The 18,846-nt window shown below is 74.1% G+C and carries 15 protein-coding genes; 6 read left to right on the top strand and 9 right to left on the bottom strand.

What is annotated here, in order from left to right:
• Nucleotides 1-88: 88 nt before the first annotated feature.
• A complete protein-coding gene (locus tag JN535_RS10665) occupies nt 89-4,579 on the top strand; it encodes a DUF5979 domain-containing protein (RefSeq protein ID WP_205205538.1) in 4,491 nt (1,496 codons plus the stop codon).
• Between the two features lie 110 nt (nt 4,580-4,689).
• Here JN535_RS10665 and JN535_RS10660 read toward each other — a convergent pair whose 3' ends face one another.
• The gene (locus JN535_RS10660) at nt 4,690-5,118 is read right to left on the bottom strand and encodes an SRPBCC family protein (protein ID WP_205205537.1); all 429 of its coding nucleotides are present in this window, start codon (nt 5,116-5,118) and stop codon (nt 4,690-4,692) included.
• Between the two features lie 83 nt (nt 5,119-5,201).
• On the opposite strand from JN535_RS10660, the gene JN535_RS10655 reads away from it, so the two are divergent.
• The gene (locus tag JN535_RS10655) at nt 5,202-6,107 is read left to right on the top strand and encodes a hypothetical protein (RefSeq protein ID WP_205205536.1); all 906 of its coding nucleotides are present in this window, start codon (nt 5,202-5,204) and stop codon (nt 6,105-6,107) included.
• A 45-nt stretch (nt 6,108-6,152) separates the two neighbouring features.
• On the opposite strand, the gene JN535_RS10650 is transcribed toward JN535_RS10655, so the two are convergent.
• Genes JN535_RS10650 through JN535_RS10640 form a run of 3 tightly spaced genes read right to left on the bottom strand, consistent with a single transcriptional unit; the run spans nt 6,153 to nt 8,659 of the window.
• The gene (locus tag JN535_RS10650; protein WP_205205535.1) at nt 6,153-6,647 is read right to left on the bottom strand and encodes a nucleoside deaminase; all 495 of its coding nucleotides are present in this window, start codon (nt 6,645-6,647) and stop codon (nt 6,153-6,155) included.
• 19 nt (nt 6,648-6,666) lie between these two features.
• The gene (locus JN535_RS10645) at nt 6,667-7,803 is read right to left on the bottom strand and encodes a threonine aldolase family protein (RefSeq protein ID WP_205205534.1); all 1,137 of its coding nucleotides are present in this window, start codon (nt 7,801-7,803) and stop codon (nt 6,667-6,669) included.
• Nucleotides 7,804-7,855: 52 nt separating this feature from the next.
• A complete protein-coding gene (locus tag JN535_RS10640; protein WP_205205533.1) occupies nt 7,856-8,659 on the bottom strand; it encodes a class I SAM-dependent methyltransferase in 804 nt (267 codons plus the stop codon).
• Between the two features lie 50 nt (nt 8,660-8,709).
• Between JN535_RS10640 and JN535_RS10635 the strand changes: the two genes are divergently transcribed.
• On the top strand, nt 8,710-9,294 hold the full coding sequence (locus JN535_RS10635; protein ID WP_205205532.1) for a TetR/AcrR family transcriptional regulator: 585 nt from the start codon (nt 8,710-8,712) through the stop codon (nt 9,292-9,294).
• A 13-nt stretch (nt 9,295-9,307) separates the two neighbouring features.
• Here JN535_RS10635 and JN535_RS10630 read toward each other — a convergent pair whose 3' ends face one another.
• The gene (locus JN535_RS10630; protein WP_205205531.1) at nt 9,308-9,910 is read right to left on the bottom strand and encodes a DUF488 domain-containing protein; all 603 of its coding nucleotides are present in this window, start codon (nt 9,908-9,910) and stop codon (nt 9,308-9,310) included.
• Between the two features lie 121 nt (nt 9,911-10,031).
• On the opposite strand from JN535_RS10630, the gene JN535_RS10625 reads away from it, so the two are divergent.
• A complete protein-coding gene (locus tag JN535_RS10625; RefSeq protein WP_205205530.1) occupies nt 10,032-10,340 on the top strand; it encodes a hypothetical protein in 309 nt (102 codons plus the stop codon).
• A 48-nt stretch (nt 10,341-10,388) separates the two neighbouring features.
• Here JN535_RS10625 and JN535_RS10620 read toward each other — a convergent pair whose 3' ends face one another.
• Both JN535_RS10620 and JN535_RS10615 read right to left on the bottom strand, forming a co-directional pair.
• Complete coding sequence (locus JN535_RS10620; RefSeq protein WP_205205529.1) at nt 10,389-12,092, bottom strand: alpha-amylase family protein; 1,704 nt, start codon at nt 12,090-12,092, stop codon at nt 10,389-10,391.
• Nucleotides 12,089-13,078: a TIGR03885 family FMN-dependent LLM class oxidoreductase gene (locus JN535_RS10615; protein ID WP_205205528.1), complete on the bottom strand. Its 990-nt coding sequence runs from the start codon at nt 13,076-13,078 to the stop codon at nt 12,089-12,091. The genes JN535_RS10620 and JN535_RS10615 overlap by 4 nt, the downstream gene beginning before the upstream one ends.
• A 141-nt stretch (nt 13,079-13,219) precedes the next feature.
• Between JN535_RS10615 and JN535_RS10610 the strand changes: the two genes are divergently transcribed.
• On the top strand, nt 13,220-13,705 hold the full coding sequence (locus JN535_RS10610) for a VanZ family protein (RefSeq protein WP_205205527.1): 486 nt from the start codon (nt 13,220-13,222) through the stop codon (nt 13,703-13,705).
• An 86-nt stretch (nt 13,706-13,791) separates the two neighbouring features.
• Here the strand turns inward: JN535_RS10610 and JN535_RS10605 are convergent, their stop codons facing one another.
• Both JN535_RS10605 and JN535_RS10600 read right to left on the bottom strand, forming a co-directional pair.
• On the bottom strand, nt 13,792-15,441 hold the full coding sequence (locus JN535_RS10605) for a fucose isomerase (RefSeq protein ID WP_205205526.1): 1,650 nt from the start codon (nt 15,439-15,441) through the stop codon (nt 13,792-13,794).
• A complete protein-coding gene (locus tag JN535_RS10600; protein WP_205205525.1) occupies nt 15,438-17,048 on the bottom strand; it encodes an FGGY-family carbohydrate kinase in 1,611 nt (536 codons plus the stop codon). The genes JN535_RS10605 and JN535_RS10600 overlap by 4 nt, the downstream gene beginning before the upstream one ends.
• Nucleotides 17,049-17,508: 460 nt before the next feature.
• Between JN535_RS10600 and JN535_RS10595 the strand changes: the two genes are divergently transcribed.
• Entirely contained in the window at nt 17,509-18,846 is a 1,338-nt protein-coding gene (locus JN535_RS10595) for an ABC transporter substrate-binding protein (RefSeq protein ID WP_205205524.1), read from the top strand.

The raw sequence follows: 18,846 nt of genomic DNA, 5'->3' as shown, positions 1-18,846 counted from the left end.
GAGGCGTCGTCATGACCCAGTCGGAAAGCGCTCTTACGAGAGGAAGCGCAGGCCGGGAGAACCTCGGCGCTCGTCGACTGGAGAAGCCATGACCTGGAGACCGTCCCCCCTCACGGCCCCGCGGGCCGGTATCCCGCGCCGGCTGCTCGCCGCAGCCACGGCCGGAGCGCTCGCGCTGTCCGGAGCGCTCGTCGTCGTCGCCGGACCGAGTGCCGCACCCGCCGCGGCGGCCCCCGGGCAGTGCCCCGCTCCCGGCGAGATGCCGGGCATCGGCAACCTGCCGCCGGCGTTCACCGACAACAACGTGGCCGTGTACGCGGGGGGCAACTACCTCGCGACGGGCGCGGCGGCCGAGTCCGAGGGCCTGCTCCTCGTGCGCGGCGACGCGACCTTCGACAAGAACCCCGACGGGCTGTTCAACGTGGGCACCGTCGGCGTCGGGTCGCAGATCGCCCCGGACCCGGGTGCGCTCATGCTCGCCGTCGGTGGCGACCTCACCATCGTGGGGGAGAACCGGGTCGAGGTCGGGGCCGGCCTCGCGCCCGGCGGTGCGGTCCAGGTGGGCGGGACCGTCACCGCGCCCGCGGCCCAGCCCGAGACGAACGGCGCCCCCGTGACCGACGGCATGGGCCAGGCGGCTGCGATGTCGCCGTTCGCCGACTTCCAGGACGTCATCACGGCGACGTCGGCCTCGCTCGGCACGACGACCGCCACCGGGGAGGTCGAGCGGTCCGGCGGGCGCGTGACGTTCACGAGCACCGACCCGTCGAACTCCACGCTCCAGGCGTTCACGATCGACGCGGCGGACCTCGACGGCGCCTCGGAGTTCTTCTTCAGCGGTATCCCGGCGGACGCACCGGTCGTGATCAACGTCGTCGGCGGTCCGGTCGCCGTGTCGGCGAACTACGTCGACTACAACGGTGTCCGCGTGGACGACCTGGGCAGCGCCGCGCTCGGCGAGGCCTCGTCGCGCATCCTGTGGAACTTCGTCGACGCCGAGCAGGTGGACATCACCGGGAGCGGCCAGTTCATCGGGTCGATCCTCGCCCCGGTCGCGAGCTCGACCATCACGTCGAGCACCAACGGGCGGGTCTACGTCGGGAACGACCTGACGACGGCCGGATCCGGCAACGAGCAGCACAACTACCCGTGGATCGGCCCGGGACCGTTCGACTGCGTCGCGGGCGGCGACGGCGGGTTCTCCGTCGCGAAGCTCGTCGAGGGCACCGGTGCGGCCTCCGTCCCGGCCGGCACCGAGTTCACGGTGACGTGGACCGCGCAGGTCCCGGACGGCGTCGAGTACGACGGTGAGACGACCGGCACCCTGACGCTGCGCGCCGACGGCACCGTGGTCGACGGCCCCTCCGACCTGCCCGAGGGCACCGTCGTCGTGCTCGCCGAGCCGACCCTCCCGGAGCTACCGGGCATCGTCTGGGGAACCCCCGCGTTCGACCCCTCCGCCGAGATCACGATCGGCGCGAGCTCGACGACCGCCGTCACCCTGACCAACACCGCGACGCTCGCCGTCGGCGGGTTCTCCGTGAGCAAGGCCGTGGAGGGCTCCGGCTCGGCCGCCGTCCCGGCGGACGCGTCGTTCACGGTGGCGTGGACCGCGCAGGTCCCCGACGGCATCGCGTACGACGGCGCGACCACGGGGACGGTGACCGTCCTCGCGGACGGGACCGTCGTCGACGGGCCGCAGGACCTTCCCGTCGGGACCGTCGTGACGTTCGAGGAGACGGTGTTCCCCGAGGTGCCCGGCATCGCGTGGGGCACGCCCGTGCTCGACCCGTCGACCGTGACGATCGGCGGCGGTGAGAACACGCTGGTCACGGTGACCAACGCCGCCGCCCGGCAGGTCGGCGGGTTCGCGGTGGCGAAGTCGGTCGTCGGCGGGGCGTCCGACCTCGTGCCGGCCGACACGCAGTTCACGGTCGGGTACTCCTACGAGCTGGACGGTACCCCCGTCTCGGGCACGCTGACCGTCCGGGCGGACGGTACGCCGGTCGACGGCCCGCAGACCCTTCCGGTCGGCACGGTCGTCGCGTTCAGCGAGGTGCAGCTGCCCGAGGTCGAGGGCGTGGTGTGGGGCGCGCCGTCGTTCTCCCCGTCCGAGGTGACGGTCGCCGACGGCGAGAACGCCCTGGTGACCGTGACGAACACCGCCACGGACGCGCCCGCGGGCGGGTTCTCGGTCGCGAAGTCGGTCGTCGGTGAGGCGTCCGGGCTCGTGCCGGACGACACGGCGTTCGCCGTCGAGTACTCCGCCGAGCTCGACGGCACCACGGTCACCGGGACGCTGACCGTCCGCGCGGACGGCACGCCGGTCGACGGCCCGCAGAACCTCCCGGTGGGCACGGTCGTCACGTTCACCGAGGTGCAGCTGCCCGACGTCGAGGGTGTCGTGTGGGGCGCACCGGAGTTCTCCCCGTCCGAGGTGACGATCGGCGACGGTGAGAACACGCTGGTGACCCTGACGAACACCGCGACGCAGACCGCCGCGGGCGGGTTCCGGGTCGCCAAGGCCCTCGCCGGCACCGGCGCCACGTCGGTGCCCGCCGACACCGAGTTCACCGTCTCGTACTCCTACGAGCTCGGTGGTGCGCCCGTCGCGGGCACGCTGACCGTCCTGGCGGACGGCACGCCGGTCGACGGCCCGCAGAACCTCCCGGTGGGCACCGTCGTGACGTTCACCGAGGTGGACCTGCCGAGCGTGCCCGGCGTGATCTGGGGTGCCCCGCAGATCAGCCCGGCGGCGGTCACCGTCGCGGAGGGGGAGAACGCCGAGGTCGTCGTGACCAACACCGCGACCCTCCAGGTGGGCGGCGTCCAGGCCGCGAAGTCCGTCGAGGGCACCGGTGCCGGTCGCGTCCCGGCCGGCACGGAGTTCACCGTGGCGTGGACCGCCGTGGTCCCGGACGGGATCTCCTACGACGGTGACACGAGCGGCACGCTCGTCCTGCTCGCGGACGGCACCGTCGTCGCCGGTCCGCGCGACCTGCCGGCCGGCACGGTCGTGACGTTCGAGGAGCCGACCTTGCCCGAGGTCGAGGGCGTCGAGTGGGGCACCCCGACGTTCGACCCCGCGTCGGTGACCGTCGCCGACGGCCAGATCGTCACCGTCGGCGTGACGAACACCGCGACCGAGCTCTTCGGGTCGTTCTCCGTGGAGAAGCAGCTCTCCGGCGCGACCGCGGCGCTCGTCCCGGACGGCACCGAGTTCACGGTCGCGTGGACGGCGCAGCTCCCGGAGGGCTCGTCGTACGAGGGCTCGACGACCGGTGAGGTCGTCGTCGCCGCGGCCGGCGGCGCGGTCGACGCGGGCGTGAGCCTCCCGCTCGGCACGGTCGTCACGTTCGCGGAGACCGGGCTCCCCGAGGTCGACGGCGTCGTGTGGGGCACCCCGACGTTCGAGCCCGGCTCGCTCACCGTCACGGAGAGCGGCGAGACCGCCGCCGTCGTCGTGACGAACGACGCGACGGCGGCGGCCGCGGGCGGGTTCTCCGTCGCGAAGGCGGTCACGGGCGCGGGTGCGTCGCTGGTCGCGGCCGACACCGCGTTCACCGTCGAGTACGCGTACGACCTCGACGGCACCCCGGTCACGGGCACGCTCACGGTCCTCGCGGACGGCAGCGTCGCGGACGGCCCGCAGAACCTGCCGGTGGGCACGGTCGTCACCTTCACCGAGACGAACCTGCCGGACGTGCCGGGCGTCGTGTGGGGTGCCCCGGTGTTCAGCCCGGCCAGCGTCACCGTCGCCGACGGCGAGAACGTGCTGGTCACGCTGACGAACACCGCGCAGGACGGCCGGGCGGGCGGCTTCTCGGTCGCCAAGGAGGTCGTCGGCGGTGCCGCGGGCTCCGTGCCGGGCGACGCGCAGTTCACGGTCGAGTACTCCTACGAGCTCGACGGCGTGCCGACCACCGGGACGCTCGTCGTCACCGCGGACGGGGCGGTCGTCGACGGCCCGCAGAACCTCGCGGTCGGGACGGTCGTGACGTTCGCCGAGACCGTCCGACCCGCGGTGCCGGGCGTGACGTGGGGCGCCGCGGAGTTCAGCCCGCAGTCCGTGACGGTCGGTGACGGCGAGAGCACGCTCGTCACGCTGACCAACACGGCCGACGTCGCGGTGGGCGGGTTCTCCGTCCACAAGGTCGTCGCGGGCGAGTCGAAGTCCAAGGTCCCCGCGGACACGGCGTTCACCGTCGCCTACGAGTACACGGTCGGCGACCAGGCCGTCACGGGCACGCTCGCGCTGCGTGCGGACGGGACCGTCGTCGACGGGCCCCAGGGCCTGCCGCACGGCACGGTCGTGACGCTGCGCGAGGTCGACCTCCCGGCGGTCGCGGGCGTCGACTGGGGCACGCCGTACTTCGCGGTCGACGGCGAGAAGGTCACCACGGTGACCGTGACGGGCGGCGGGTCGATCGACGTGACGCTCACCAACACGGCCAGGTCCGACGGCGGTGCGCTCGCCACCACCGGCGCGAGCACGGCCCTCTTCGCCGGGCTGGGGGCGCTGCTCGTCCTCGGCGGCGCCGCGCTCCTGGTCGTGACGAGGCGCCGCCGCAGCGCCTGACGCGCGGGCGTGCGGCGGTCCCGGCCGCACGACGACGGGCCGGTCATCCCTCGCGGGGTGACCGGCCCGTCGTCGTACCGGGGCTGCTGCTCTCGCGCGAGAGCCCGTCCTCAGTCGTGGCCCGCGAGCGTCGAGAGCGCCTTGCTCCACAGCGCGTGGGCACGCTCGGCACGCTCGGCGGTCTCGATGTTGCGCTCGACGACGCGTACGCGCGTCCCGGAGTCGTCCGGCTCGAGCGTGATGGCGATGTCGTGGTAGTTCTCGGGGACGTCGGGCAGGCCCATCGTCGGGGAGAAGTGCGTGAAGTGCAGCAGCCGCGGGCGCTCGACCGCCACGACGGTGCCCCAGTCCGCGAACTCGCGGCCCATGTAGTGGCCCTCGAACGTGACCCGGCTCCCGGGCAGGAAGTCGGTCTCCACGTTCATGCCGAGCATCCAGCGGGCGCTCGGGTGCATGAGCTCGGCCCACACGACCTGCGGGGGGCGTGCGACGTGGATCTCGGCGGTCGTGCTGTGCTCCGTCAGGGTCGGCTCGCTCATGGGTACCTCGGGTGCTCGGGGGCTAGCTCCTGGGGCCGACGGTAGACCCTCCGGGCGACACCGGCAGCCGGTAGGTTCGGCGCGTGACCCGACTCGTGCTCGTCCACGGCCGCGACAGCCAGGGCCTCGACGCGGACGCGCTCGATCGCACGTGGACCGCCGTGCTGGACGCGGGCCTCGCGTCGGCCGGCGCAGACCTCGTGCTGGACGACGCCGACACGTCGTTCGTCTTCTACGGCGACACCCTCGCGGGACTCGTCGCGGGGGACGCCGAGCCGCCGCCGGTCACGGTGCACGCCGCGCGGGCGCTGCCCGACGCCGAGGTCGCGTTCGTCGCCGACGTCGCCGAGGAGGTGCTGCGCGCGGCGGGCGCGACGGTGCCTGCGCGTCCCGAGGGCGCCACGTCGGGAGACGGCGGGGAGTGGCTGAACCTGCTGCTGTCGGCGCTCGACCGGTACGTGCCCGGCCTGAGCGGCGCCGTCGTCGTGCTGCTCGCGCGCGACGTGTGGGCGTACCTGCACGACGACGCCGTGCGCACGGCGATCGACGACGCCGTGGCGGCGGCGATCCCGGTCGACGGGCCGGCGGTCGTCGTCGCGCACTCGCTGGGGTCGGTCGTCGCGTACTCGGTGCTGCGCGAGCACCCGGGCGCGGCGCGGTGGGACGTGCCCTTGCTCCTCACGCTCGGGTCCCCGCTCGCGATCCGGGCGATCCGTGACGTCCTCGCCGCCCGCGCGCCGCTGCGCGTGCCCGCCCCGGTGCGCCGCTGGGTCGCGGTGCGCGACCGCCGCGACGCGCTCGCGCTCCACGGCCTCGGCCGGGCGGCGTTCCCGCTCGACCCGGCGACGCCCGCGATCGAGGACCTCGTCGTCGCGAACGCGGCGCCCGGCCACCACGCTGCGGCCGTCGTGCTCGACGACGGTCGTCCGGCGGGCTACCTCGCGCGGCCGGAGGTCGCGCGCACCGTGGCGGACGCGCTCGGCGCCTGACGGGCGCCCCCCGCCGCGGCGGCGTCTCGGCGCGACCGGTCGCGTTCAGCCGACGCCGTGCAGACGCGCGTGCAGGGTCCGGATCTCGGCGCCCAGCTCGTAGGCCGGCCCGCGGACGGCGACACCCGGGGCGACGTCCCCGATCGCGAGCGGTCGCACAGGCCCGGGTGCGACGCCCCACTCCTCGAGCCAGCCGAGCAGCTGCGTCGTGCTCGACGCGTAGACGATCGGGCCGAGCCCGACCCAGGCGTGGGCCGCGCTGCACATGGCGCAGTGCTCGCCGGACGTGTAGACGGTCGCGCCGCGCCGCTCCTCGGGCGTCAGGTGCTCCGCGGCCCAGCGCGCGATCTCGAGCTCCGGGTGCCGGGTCGCGTCGCCGTCCTTCACGCGGTTGCGGTCCTCGAACCGCACGGCACCGTCGCGGTCGACGAGCAGCGAGCCGAACGGCTCGTCGCCGTCGTCGAGCGCCTCGCGCGCGAGCTCGACGCAGCGACGCAGGTGCACGAGGTCGTCAGGGGTGGGGAGGCTCACGGGAGTCATGGCGCCCATCCTCGCCCGGTCAGCGCGCGACCGCGAGGACGCTGCGCACGTCGGCGACGAACCCGTCCACGTCGTCCGCCGTCGTGTCCCAGGCGCACATCCAGCGGACCTCGACCCGGTCGGGCGTCTCGCCCGGTCCCCAGTCGTAGAAGCGGTGCCGCTTGCGCAGGCGCTCGACGGCGGCGCGAGGGAGCGTCGCGAAGACCGCGTTGACGAGCGTGGGCTGCGTGAAGGCCAGGCCCGACGTCGGGGCGGGCACGGACTCGTCCGGACCGAGCGCGGCGGGGACGACGACGTCCGCGAGCCCGGCGCGCAGGCGCGCCGCCATCGCGTTGGCGTGCCGCGCGTTGCGCAGCCAGAGCTCGTCCGCGTCCGTGACCTCGTCGACCTCGGCGACGACGTCGCCCACCGGCTCGAACAGCGCGAGGAGCTGGGCGGAGACGTAGCGCATCTTCGACGCGAGCTGCATCGTCGCCTTGCGCACGAACTCGACGCCGTCGACGGCCGACGGGTCGAGCACGACGACCGCCTCACCGAGCGCGAGCCCGTTCTTGGTGCCGCCGAAAGACAGCACGTCCACGCCCGCGTCGGTGGTCAGGGCGCGCAGCGGGACGTCGAGCGCCGCGGCGGCGTTCGCGAGGCGCGAGCCGTCGAGGTGCACGCGCATGCCCCGGGCGTGCGCGGCGTCGGCCACCGCACGGATCTCGGCAGGCGTGTAGAGCGTGCCGAGCTCGGTGGACTGCGTGAGAGACACGACGAGCGGCTGCGCGCGGTGCGGGTCGCCGAGGTCGCCCGCGAACCGCTCCACGGCGTCGGGCGTGAGCTTCCCGTCCGGCGCCGGGACGGTGAGCACCTTGACTCCGCCGACGCGCTCGGGCGCGCCGTTCTCGTCCGTGTTGAGGTGGGCGTGCTCGGTCGCGACGACCGCACCCCAGCGCGGCAGCATCGCCATGAGGGCGACGACGTTCGCGCCCGTGCCCGTGAGCACCGGGTACGCCGTGGCGTCCGGTCCGAAGCGCGAGCGCACGGCGTCCTGGAGGCGCGCCGTCCAAGGGTCCTCGCCGTAGGAGATCTCGTGCCCGGCGCTCGCGGCCGCGAGCGCGGCGAGGACGTCGGGGTGGGCGGGGGAGTAGTTGTCCGAGGCGAACGAGGTCACGTGCCCAGCGTAAGGACCCGATCGCCTGGCGGCGCTCGTCGGTGCGTCTCCGTCAGAGGCGCCGCGCCACCGTGGCGTGGGTGGTGTACCGCATCGTGAACGTTCCGCCGTGAGCGTCGACGGCGGCGCCGAGCCCGTCCAGCAGCCGACTGAGCCGGTCGGCGGGGATGAGGTGGTGACCTCCGTTGGTCGGAACCTGGTCGAGCCAGGCTTGCCGGGTGATCGTGGCGGTCCAGGCGAGCTGCAACCGCTCGGGCGCGGCGAAGTCGCCGGTCCGCGCCAGCCCCGCCTCGGCCGGTTCGAGGAACCGGTCCTGCCCGGTGGTGGCCGGCGCGGCGAAGGGGGTGAACGGCAGACCGGTGTCGATGTCCCGGTAGACCTGGGCGAAGGCGGACGCGACCGCCGGTTCGGGCTCGGCGGCGTTCCAGAACAGGGCGACGCGTCCGCCGGGGCGCAGGACCCGCGCCGCCTGCTGGGCGCCCGCGTCAGGGTCCACCCAGTGCCAGGTCTGCCCGGCGATCACCGTGTCGAACATGCGTCCCGCCGGGTCCCACTCCTCGAACCTGGCCGTCTCGACGACGAACCCCTTGGCCCGCGCGACCTCGGCCATCCGCTCGTCGATCTCGATGCCGACGACGTCGGCCCCGGCCGCCCGGAACGGGAGCGCGGACAACCCGGTCCCGATGCCCACGTCGAGGACGTGCAGACCGCCGAGCCCGTCGAGGACGGCGTCGGCGAGGGCCCGCGGATAGTGAGGCCGGGTGCGGTCGTAGCGGGCGGCATCGGTGCCGAACGACTCGGCGATCCGGCGCTGCTCGTGCGGTAGGGGCTCGGGCGAGGGCGATAAAGTGACCATGCGCCCACTTTAAGTGGGCGCATGCCCACTGTCGACGTGACGGGAGAAGGATGCCGACCGGAGTGGCCCTGCGCGACGCTCAGTCGCAGCTGTTCGAAGCGGCAGAGCGCGTCCTCGCGCGCGACGGCGCGGGCGGCCTGACGAGCCGGTCCGTCACCGACGAGGCGGGCGTCGCCAAAGGGGTGCTGCACCGGCACTTCGACGACTTCGACGACTTCCTGGCCGAGCTCGTGCGCAGGCACGTCGCGCGCGTCGAGGCGGACCTCGCCGGACTCGCAGAGGTGCACCAGGTGTCGAGCATGGTCCGTGCGCTCGAAGTGGTGTTCACGCCCGTCACGCTGGAGCTGGTCCGGCTGACGATCGCCCGGGACGGCCTGCGCGCACGTCTCCGGTCGTCGACCCCGCGCGGGATCCCGGTCCTGACCGAGGCGGCCGTCGCACTCGCACAGCGTCTCCGGGTCGAGACGACTCGCGGGCCGTCCGCCACGCGCGTGGATCCCGACACGCTCGCGCGCACCCTCATCGGCACGGGGCACCTGCTCTTCGCCGGCGAGACGCCGGACACCGCCACGGTCGAGGAGATCGTGGCCGCCGCACTCCAGGGCGGCGACGGCGCGTCACCGGCAGGGGGGTGACCCGTGAGGGCGCTCACCGCGAAGAACGGGCGGTCCCCGGGGAAGGGGGAGGTGCCGGTGCTCCGTCCGCGTCGTGCGCGGGGTCGTCCGTGGTCGGCGGGTACCAGACGCGCGTCCCCTCGACGCGCGCGAACGAGGTGAGCGTGTGCCGACGCGGGCGTGCGGCAGAGACGATGTCGCGCACCTCCACGCCGCGCACGACCAGGGCGTCCCCGACGAGAGACCGGTGGCACCGCCACGGCACCGCCTCCGCGCACATGATGACGAGGTCGTCGTGCGTGCTGCGCCGCACGAGGTCGTCGACCGCCGCGGCGAACTCGGGGGTCTGCATGTGGTCCGCGTAGCCGCGGAACGAGAGGTTGCGCCATGCGGCGTTCGGGCTGTCGGGCCGTGCGCGCCGCAGGCCGCCCAGCTCCCGGACCCAGCGGTAGGTGATGCCGTGCGCGCGCAGGACGGGGGCCAGCGCGTCCCGGTGGTACTGCGGGTTGTGCCGCGACTTCGGGACGGTGCGCACGTCCACGAGCCGCCGCACCCCGTTCTCTCGCAGGAGGGCGAGGAAGTCCTCGACGGGACGCGTGGAGTGCCCCACCGTGTACACGACGCTCGTTCGGGTCATCGGAGGAACGCACCGCGGCCTGCGGGCGCCCGGAGGGTCGCCGGGGCGAGCGAGCGGGCGCGCACGTGCCTAGCGTCGAGGGGACGCCCGACCGGGCGCCGTGAGCAGCGGAGGTGCAGCCATGACCACGAACAGCCCCGGCCCTGCCGATCCGGACCGCCCCGCCGAGCCCGGCGGACCGGTCGAGCCCGGCGGACCGGTCGAGCCGGGCGGACCGGTCGAGCCCGCTCGACCTGCGGAGCCGACCGTCGAGCCACCGAAGTCCCCGGGGCCGCCCCCGGACCCGTCGGAGCCGCCGCACGACCCGAGCCACGCTGACCCGGTGCCCGGTGAGCCGCGGCCCTCGGACCCGGTCCCGGACTCGCCGCCCGACTGGCCGTCCTCGCCCGGCCGGCCCGTCGGCCCGGACGAGCCGGGCCACGACGGCTGACGACCGTCGCGCGTCGCGCGCCCGGGGCACCGCTGACCGGCCGCCGGATCACAGGAGCCGCCGCGAGCCCGGGTGCGTGACGCGCAGCCAGCGGTAGCCGTAGCCGTCGAGCCGGACCTCGGCGCTCCCGTCGGGGTCCGGCTCGACGTCGTCCGCGTCGAGCAGGTCGACGAGGCGCGCCTCGGCGGGCAGCTCCCCGAGCGCGAGCCGGACCACGACCGGGTCCGGGGACAGGTTGTGGACGGTGACCATCGACGCCTCCTGCCACGTGCTGCGCAGCGCGAGGACCGCCGGCTCCGGCTGGTCGAGCACGTCGACGTCGCCCCAGCCGAGCTCGGGGCACTCGCGGTAGCGGTGCGCGAGCAGGCGCACGAACGTCAGCAGCGAGTCCGGGTCGCGCCGCTGGTCCGCGACGTTGACGTGCTCGGGTGCGTAGCCGTCCGTGGGCACGGGCCCGGCGAGCCGGCGTGCGGGGGCTCGCGAGAAGCCGCCGTTGCGGCCGGACGTCCACTGCATCGGGGTCCGCACGGCGAGCCGCCCGTCCGCCGCGAGGTTCTCGCCCATGCCGATCTCCTCGCCGTAGTAGAGGACGGGCGTCCCCGGGAGCGCGAAGAGCAGCGAGTACACCATCCGCACGCGGCGCGGGTCCCCGCCCAGCATGGGCGGGAGCCGACGGCGCAGCCCGCGCCCGTAGAGCTGCATGTCCTCCTCGGGGCCGAACGCGGCGAAGACCTCCTGGCGCTCCTCGTCGGACAGCTTGTCGAGCGTGAGCTCGTCGTGGTTGCGCACGAACGTCGCCCACTGCGCGTCGTGGGGGATCGGTGGACGTGCGGCGAGCGACGCGGCGAGCGGGCCGGCGTCGTGCCGCGCGAGGGACAGGTACAGCGCCTGCATGCCGTTGAAGTCGAACTGCAGCGTGAGCTCCGAGCTCGACGGCCCGGACTCGCTCCCGTCACCCGTCCCGTCGTCGCCGAAGTAGAGGCGCTGCTCCTCGAACGGCAGGTTGACCTCCCCCATGAGGATCGAGTCGCCCGTGCGGCGCGAGAGGAACGAGCGCAGCGCGCGCAGGAAGTCGTGCGGGTCCTCGATCTCGTCGGACGGGTTCGAGGCCGCGTCCCCGAGGAAGAACGGGACCGCGTCGACGCGGAACCCCGACAGGCCGAGCTGGATCCAGTAACCCATCGTCTTCGCGATCGCGTCGCGGACGTGCGGGTTGGCGGTGTTGAGGTCCGGCATGTGGCGGTAGAAGCGGTGCCGGTACCACTCGCCGGTCTTGTCGTCCTGCGTCCAGATGCCGCCCTCCTGGTCGGGGAAGATCACCTGGTCCTGGGTGGGCGGCGGCTCGTCGGCGCGCCACACGTAGAAGTCGCGGTACGGGTTGTCCGTGCTGGAGCGCGAGGCCTTGAACCACGGGTGACGGTCGGAGGTGTGGTTGACGACGAGGTCGGCGATCACCCGGATACCGCGGTCGTGCGCCGTGCGGATCAGCTCGACGAGGTCCCCGACGTCGCCGAGCCGCGGGTCGACCGCGAGGAAGTCGGTGATGTCGTAGCCGTCGTCGCGGTCGGCGGTCGGGTAGAACGGCATGAGCCACAGGCACGTGACCCCGAGGTCGGCGAGGTGGTCGAGACGCTGCACGAGCCCGGCGAAGTCGCCCACGCCGTCGTCGTTCCAGTCCATGAACGTCTCGACGTCCAGGCAGTAGATCACCGCGTTCTTCCACCACAGGTCGCCCGTGTCGCTGATCCTCATGCGGCGCCTCCGCCGGTCGTCGTGGTCGCCGACCGCAGGAGCGGCAGCAGCGTCGCGCCCGCCGCGTCGAGGAACGCGTCCTGCTGCTGGCCCACGTGGTGCAGGTACACCTCGTCGAACCCGCACGCCGCCAGCTCGGCGACGCGGTCCGCGAACCGCTCGGCGTCGTGCTCGACGAGCACCGTCCCCCGCACCTCCTCGGGGCGCACGAGGTCCGCGACCGCGTCGAACTGCTCCGGGGTCTCGAGGTGCCAGCTGACGCTCGGCGGCAGCAGGTTGGAGCGCCACTGGTCGTGCGCGACCGCGTAGGCCGCCTCGTCGTCGTCGCCCCAGGACACGTGGACCTGCAGGGCGAGCGGGCCGCGCCCACCCGCGTCGCGGTACTCGCCGACGACGCGGCGCAGCGACTCGACCGGCTGGTTCACGGTGACGAGGCCGTCGGCCCAGTCCGCGTGCCGGCGCGCCGTCGCCGGGGTGACGGCGGGCCCCACGAGGCGCGGGACGACGTCGGGCAGCGACCAGACGCGCGCACGGTCCACCGTGACGTGGCCGTGGTGCGTGACCTCCTCGCCCGCCAGGAGCGCGCGGATGACGTCCACGCACTCGCGCAGGCGGGCGTCCCGGTCGGCCTTGGTGGGCCACGGAGCGCCCGTGACGTGCTCGTTCATCGCCTCGCCGGAGCCGAGCGCGGCCCAGAAGCGGCCGGGGAACATCGCGCCGAGCGTCGCGATCGCCTGCGCGACGACCGCCGGGTGGTAGCGCTGGCCGGGCGCGGTGACGACGCCGAACGGCAGGTCGGTGGTGGCGAGCGCAGCCCCGAGCCACGACCAGGAGTGGCCCGACTCGCCCTGTCGCGCGCTCCAGGGCGCGAGGTGGTCGGAGCACATCGCGACGTCGAACCCGACCTCCTGCGCGCGCCGCGCGGCACGCAGCAGGGGGGCCGGGGCGATCTGCTCGTGGGACGCGTGAAAACCGAGGGAGACCATGGCGCCCAGTGAACCGAGGGTCCGGGTGACACGCGCGGCGAGACGGCCACGTCGGGGCGCGCCGGAGGGGGAACGGTGGAGGGAGCGTGGCCGTCCCACGGGTCCCGCCTCGGGCCGTGCCCGCCCCCGTACGCTGACCGGATGCGCCTGCTGACGTGGACGTTCGCCGCCTACCTCGCCGCCGTCCTCGTCGTGACGCTGTGGCCCTCGCCGCAGTCCACGGACGCGCCGGGCTGGGCGACGGCCACCCTGGGGTTCCTCCAGGGCCTCGGGATCCCCCTCACGCTGGCCGTGCTCGAGGCGCTCGCGAACGTCGTGATGTTCGGGCCGTTCGGCGTGCTCGGGGTCCCGCTCCTGCGGGGCGTGACCGCACGACGGCGCGGCGCGGCACTGGGCGTACGGCGCGCCGTCGGGGTCGCGACGCTCGCGGGCTGCGCGCTGTCGGTCGCGATCGAGCTGACCCAGAACCTCCTGCCCGGCCGCGTCCCGACCGTGCAGGACGTCGTGATGAACACGGCCGGAGCGCTGCTCGGAGCGGTGCTCGTGGCCCTCGTCCTGCACGGGCTCGCGCGCCGTCGGCCCCTCCGTGCCGCCGAGCCCGCCCGTGCCGCCAGGCCGGCCCGCTGACGCGGAAGAGGCCGGGCGGGCCGCCCCGCCGCGGCCGGGGGGACGAGCGCGGCGGAGCGACCCGCCCGGGGTCGCGGGAGCGGGGGTCAGCGCGTGAGCGCCGTGTCCCCGCACAGGTGGACGGGCATGCCGAGCGCGGCGAAGAACGCGGCCTTCGCCTCGAGCGCGCGGTCGGCCGTCGCGGCGTCGGGCGCGTACGCGACGTTGAGGTGGTTCGCCTTGTGGCGGGCCATGAACTGGTCACGGCTCACGCCGTGCAGCACCGCGTGCATGATCGGCCACTCGGGGTTCGTCGCCTCCTTGCGGCGGCGCGTCTCCTCTGCGGGCAGGGAGACGGCCGAGGCCCGCCCGAGGTCGACCTGCAGGACGCCGTCGGCGATGTAGACGCGCGACCAGACGATCTCGCCGGGCTTGGAGACGCCGTTGATCGTCGACCCGCCCGCCGGGAAGAACACCGGGTCCTGGCGCCACCCCTCGGCGCCCGCGTAGCCGCCCTCCAGGTGCGAGGCGGGCACGGAGCCCGAGATCTCGAAGACCCACACGAACCGGCCGTCGTGCTCCTCGCCCCAGCGCACGTCGTGCAGCGTCGTCGCCGGGTCCAGGCCCATCGCGGTCCACACGCGGTTCGTCACGAGCGCGTCGACGGCGACGCCCTCGTCCGCCTCGTTGAAGTGCGGGAACGCCTGGCCGTCCCACAGCACCCGCCGGCCGTCGCGCGACCGGACCGGCGGCCGCTGGACGTTGTTGAGCAAGCCCTCCGCGAGGTCCGACGCCGGGCAGATGTCCTTGAGCCCCTGCTGGTACTGGATGCCGACGGCGTCGAGCCCGAAGTCGTCGGCGATCCGCAGCGCGGCGATGTACATCTTGTGCTGCCAGCGCAGCTGGGCCGGGGTGAGCTCCGTGGCCTCGTCGGTGCCGAGCCGGAACGTCATGCCGGCGTCCTCGAGCCAGCGCTGGACCGCGTCCGCCTCGTCGTCGCCGACCCGCTGCATCTCCGCCCAGAGCGCGGACTGCGACAGCCGCTCCTTGTAGATGCCGAGGCCGTTGAGCAGCTCGTCGTCGAAGATCGCGTTGTACATGCCCATGCAGCCCTCGTCGAAGACGCCGATGATCGCCTTCTCCCGCAGCAGCTGGGCGGCGAGCGCCTCGCCGAGCTGCTTCTCGGGGCTGTCCGGGAGCTCCGGGAGCGGGTGGACGTGCGAGTCGTCGTGCTCGATCGTGCCGGTCGTCACCCACGACCGGATCGCGTCCTGGAACCAGGCGTCGCTCCCGTCGACCGTCCACACGGTCGAATAGGGGCGGCCCATCTTCGTCAGGCCCGCGTTGAGACCGAGCAGCCCGACGAGGCCCGGCCAGTCGCCCGCGAAGTTCGCGGCCGTGAGGATCGGGCCGCGGTGCGTGCGCAGCCCGGCCAGCACGTGGTGGCTGTACTGCCACACGGCCTCCGCGACGACGAGCGGCGCGTCGGGCGGGATCGTCGCGAACACCTCGAGCCCCATGCGCTGGGAGCTGATGAACCCGTGCCCCGTCTCGGGGTCCACCTCGTTGGCCCGCACGACCTTCCAGCCGTTCGCGGCGAACGCGTCGGTGAGGACGCGCTCGAGCTCCACCTGCGTGGGCCAGCCCGCGACGTTCGCGGACTCGCGCAGGTCGCCCGACGCGACGAGGTAGACCGTGCGCTCCGGGGCCTGGGGCTCCGGCGCGAGCGTGGGGACGGCGTAGGTGCTGCTGGTCATGCGGGTGCTCCTTCGAGGGTGGCGCGGTCGGGGGAGAGGGCGGAGCGGGTCGGGGCCGTGGGTGCCGAGGGACCGTCCGTCCGGCGGGCGAGCGCGTGCACGACGTCGCTCGTCGCGGGGTACAGGTCGCGGTACAGCCCGTAGAGCTCGTCGTAGGTCGCGCGGAGCGCGGGGTCCGGCTCGACGACGCGCGCGGGCGGGTTCCAGGCGGCGACGTCGACGAGGCGTCCGTGCTCGTGCACCAGACCGGCGGCGAGCATCGCCGCGCCGTAGCTCGCGCCGATCGTCCGCGTCGGGACGACCTGCGGGAGCCCGGTGACGTCGGAGACGACCTGCGTCCACAGGTCGCCCTGGGTGCCCCCGCCGACGGCGACGACGCGGGAGATCTCCGCGCCGGCGTCGCGCAGGGTCTCGACGTTGTGTCGCACCCCGAACGCGGTCGCCTCCAGAGCCGCGCGGTAGAGGTCCCCGCGCGAGTGCGAGAGCGTGAGGCCCGCGACGACGCCGCGGGCGTCGGGATCCTGGACCGGTGTCCGCTCGCCCGCGAGGTAGGGAAGCATGAGGAGACCGTTCGCGCCCGGCCCCGACGCCTCGGCCTCGGCGAGGAGCTCGGCGTAGCCGGTGCTCGACCCGCTGCCCGTGAGGTCGCGGAGCCACGACGTGATCGCGCCGGACGTCGCCATCCCTCCGGCCAGGTTGTGCGTGCCGGGGTAGGCGCCCACCGTGCCCCACATCGACTCGCTGCGCAGGGGCTCGGCGACGGTCGCGACGAGGAACATCGTCGTGCCGTACATGAGCATGAGGTCCCCGACGTGCGTCGCGTCGACGCTCACGGCCTCGGACCAGGCGTCGATCGTCCCGGTCACGACCGGCGTGCCCGCCGGGACCCCGGCGAGGGGCTCGCGCGTCGTGCCCGCGGCCTCCCCCGGCCAGCGCAGGGCGGGGAGCTCGAGCCCGGGGGCGACGAGGTCGGCCCAGTCGTCGATCCACTCGTGCGTGCGCGGGTCGTAGAGCGGCGTCGACTGCGACGCGGAGTGGTGGTCGAGCACGTAGGCACCGGTGAGCCGGAACGCGAGGTAGGACGCGGGCATGAACAGCCGTCGGGTGCGCGACCACGCCTGGGGCTCGTGCTCGCGCACCCAGGCGATCTTGGGGCCCACGGCCTGGGACGAGAGCGCGGAGCCGCAGCGATCGAGGACGGTGGTGCGCCCCAGCGCGGCGTCGAGCTCGGCGATCTGACGGGTCGCGCGCGTGTCGACGCCGTACAGGATCGCCGGGCGCACCGGCGTCCCGGCCTCGTCCGCCAGCAGGACGCACGGGCCCATGCCGGACACCCCGACGGCGGCGACCTCGAGGTCGGCGGGCACGTCGGCGCCGCGGACGGCGCCGGGGGCGAGGTCGGAGGTGAGCTCGGTGACGATCGCGACGAGCTCGTCCCACCAGACGGCGGCGTCCATCTCGACCTGACCGGGTGCCGGCCGGTCCACGGCGTGGGCGCGCGTGGCGGAGCGGAGGATCGCGCCGTCGGGACCGACGAGCACGCCCTTGCTGCTCGACGTGCCGACGTCGACGCCGACGAGGCCCGGGGTCACGAGGGGTCTGGGCATGACGATCAGCATGACAGAAATCGATTACAGACACAACGGGTGCCCCGACCTGCGCCGTTGCCCGGCGAAATCTCGAAATGTGAGACAGGTGCGGGCGGTGACGCAACTGTGACCTGCGTGCCGGTGCGGGGTGGCGGGGTCCGTGCCCGACCCGTGCCGCCCCGGGACAGCGACGGCGGGCCCGGTTGTCACCCGGCCCCGGCGGCACCCGCACGGTCGGCGCGTGCCGCAGAGTCTCGCGCTCCCCGGCGGCGCCGTTGTCGGACAACGGACACCGCGCTGTCGGCCGGTGGCTCGTCACCGGCGACAGCGCCGCGCTCGCGTGGCGGTGGCCACCGGACAGGCGCGGACGACACGGGGCCGGCGCGGCCGCGGAGGAGGCGGCGGTGCCGTTGACGGCCTCGACCCGGAGACGTTCGATGAGGCCCTCGCATCCAACGACGGAGAGAGGACGGACGCGATGAAGCTTCCCCGAACTGCGCGCCGCGGCATCCAGGCCGGAGTCGCGCTCACGATCGTCACGTCGCTCGCGGCGTGCGCGGGCAGCGCGGATCCTGAGCAGTCGGGCCAGGGGGGCGGGGGCGGGACGACGGTGACGTTCCGCTCCTGGAGCCCGATCGAGCAGACCACGCGCCAGATGATCGACGCGTTCACCACCGCCAACCCGGACGTCACGATCGACGCCACGATCTTCAACTACCCGGAGTACGTCGTGGACCTGCAGACCCGCGCGAGCTCGGGCACGATGCCCGACATCGTGGGGCTCCAGCCCGGCGCGCTGACCCAGCAGTACCGGGACAACCTCATGCCGCTCGAGGAGTGCGCGGCAGAGACCTGGGGCGACGACTGGGAGTCGAAGTTCTTCCCCATCGGTCTCGAGCAGGCGCGGATGGGCAACCCCGAGGGGGACGAGCACTACTACGCGCTGCCGCTCCTCGTGCAGACGGTGAACCTCTGGGCCAACTCCGACCTCCTCGAGGAGGCCGGCATCGAGCCCCCGGCCACGTGGGCCGACCTCGAGAGCGCCGTCGACGCGCTCGGCGGCGGCTCGGCCGCGCCGTTCCTCCTGCCCGCGAAGGACTCGTGGCTGCGCAACGTCGTCTTCCTCCAGATCGCCAACAACATCGAGCCGGGCCTCGTCCACCAGGCGGAGTCGGGCGAGGCGTCGTGGACCGACCCGGGGATCGTCGAGGCCTTCACGTACTGGCAGAAGCTGTTCACCGACGGCATCGCCCAGCAGGGCGCCCTCGCGCTCGACGCCTACCCGAACGGCGTCAACCAGTTCGAGGCGGGCAACGCCGCGATGATCCCCCTCGGGGCCTGGTGGATCCAGCAGTCCGACCCCTCGCGCGCCGACATCCCGCCGCTCTCGCAGGGCATGGAGGGCTACGAGCCCTTCCTGTTCCCGACGATCCCCGGCGGGGCACCCGAGCCGCAGCTCGTCGGCGGCATCGACGTCGCGCTCGGCATCTCGAAGGACGCGAAGAACCCCGAGCTGGCGTGCCAGGTCCTCACCGACTGGATCGCCGGGGACGGCGCCCAGGTGCTCATCAACACGTTCAACGACCTGCCCGCCGTGCAGGGCCTCGACCCCGAGGAGTTCACGAGCGACAAGCAGCAGGAGATGTGGACGACGTTCACCGAGGACTGGATGCCCGAGGTGCAGTACTCGCGCTACTTCGAGTCGCCGGACATCGACACGGCCGTCGCGGACGCGCTGTCCGCGGTGGCCGCGGGACAGTCGACGCCGGAGGAGGCCGCGGCCTCGGTCCAGGCGGTCCAGGACGGGCTGGGCTGA

Source organism: Cellulosimicrobium cellulans (assembly GCF_016921195.1).
GTDB lineage: Bacteria > Actinomycetota > Actinomycetes > Actinomycetales > Cellulomonadaceae > Cellulosimicrobium > Cellulosimicrobium cellulans_F.
Note: the sequence above shows the minus strand (reverse complement) of the source record. Positions and strands in the feature narration are given on the sequence as shown.

Coding starts and splice junctions, on each gene's coding strand:
- JN535_RS10665 (WP_205205538.1), top strand. CDS start 89: ATGACCTGGAGACCGTCCCCCCTCACGGCCCCGCGGGCCGGTATCCCG.
- JN535_RS10660 (WP_205205537.1), bottom strand. CDS start 5,118: ATGAGCGAGCCGACCCTGACGGAGCACAGCACGACCGCCGAGATCCAC.
- JN535_RS10650 (WP_205205535.1), bottom strand. CDS start 6,647: ATGACTCCCGTGAGCCTCCCCACCCCTGACGACCTCGTGCACCTGCGT.
- JN535_RS10640 (WP_205205533.1), bottom strand. CDS start 8,659: ATGGTCACTTTATCGCCCTCGCCCGAGCCCCTACCGCACGAGCAGCGC.
- JN535_RS10635 (WP_205205532.1), top strand. CDS start 8,710: ATGCCGACCGGAGTGGCCCTGCGCGACGCTCAGTCGCAGCTGTTCGAA.
- JN535_RS10630 (WP_205205531.1), bottom strand. CDS start 9,910: ATGACCCGAACGAGCGTCGTGTACACGGTGGGGCACTCCACGCGTCCC.
- JN535_RS10625 (WP_205205530.1), top strand. CDS start 10,032: ATGACCACGAACAGCCCCGGCCCTGCCGATCCGGACCGCCCCGCCGAG.
- JN535_RS10620 (WP_205205529.1), bottom strand. CDS start 12,092: ATGAGGATCAGCGACACGGGCGACCTGTGGTGGAAGAACGCGGTGATC.
- JN535_RS10615 (WP_205205528.1), bottom strand. CDS start 13,078: ATGGTCTCCCTCGGTTTTCACGCGTCCCACGAGCAGATCGCCCCGGCC.
- JN535_RS10610 (WP_205205527.1), top strand. CDS start 13,220: ATGCGCCTGCTGACGTGGACGTTCGCCGCCTACCTCGCCGCCGTCCTC.
- JN535_RS10605 (WP_205205526.1), bottom strand. CDS start 15,441: ATGACCAGCAGCACCTACGCCGTCCCCACGCTCGCGCCGGAGCCCCAG.
- JN535_RS10600 (WP_205205525.1), bottom strand. CDS start 17,048: ATGCCCAGACCCCTCGTGACCCCGGGCCTCGTCGGCGTCGACGTCGGC.
- JN535_RS10595 (WP_205205524.1), top strand. CDS start 17,509: ATGAAGCTTCCCCGAACTGCGCGCCGCGGCATCCAGGCCGGAGTCGCG.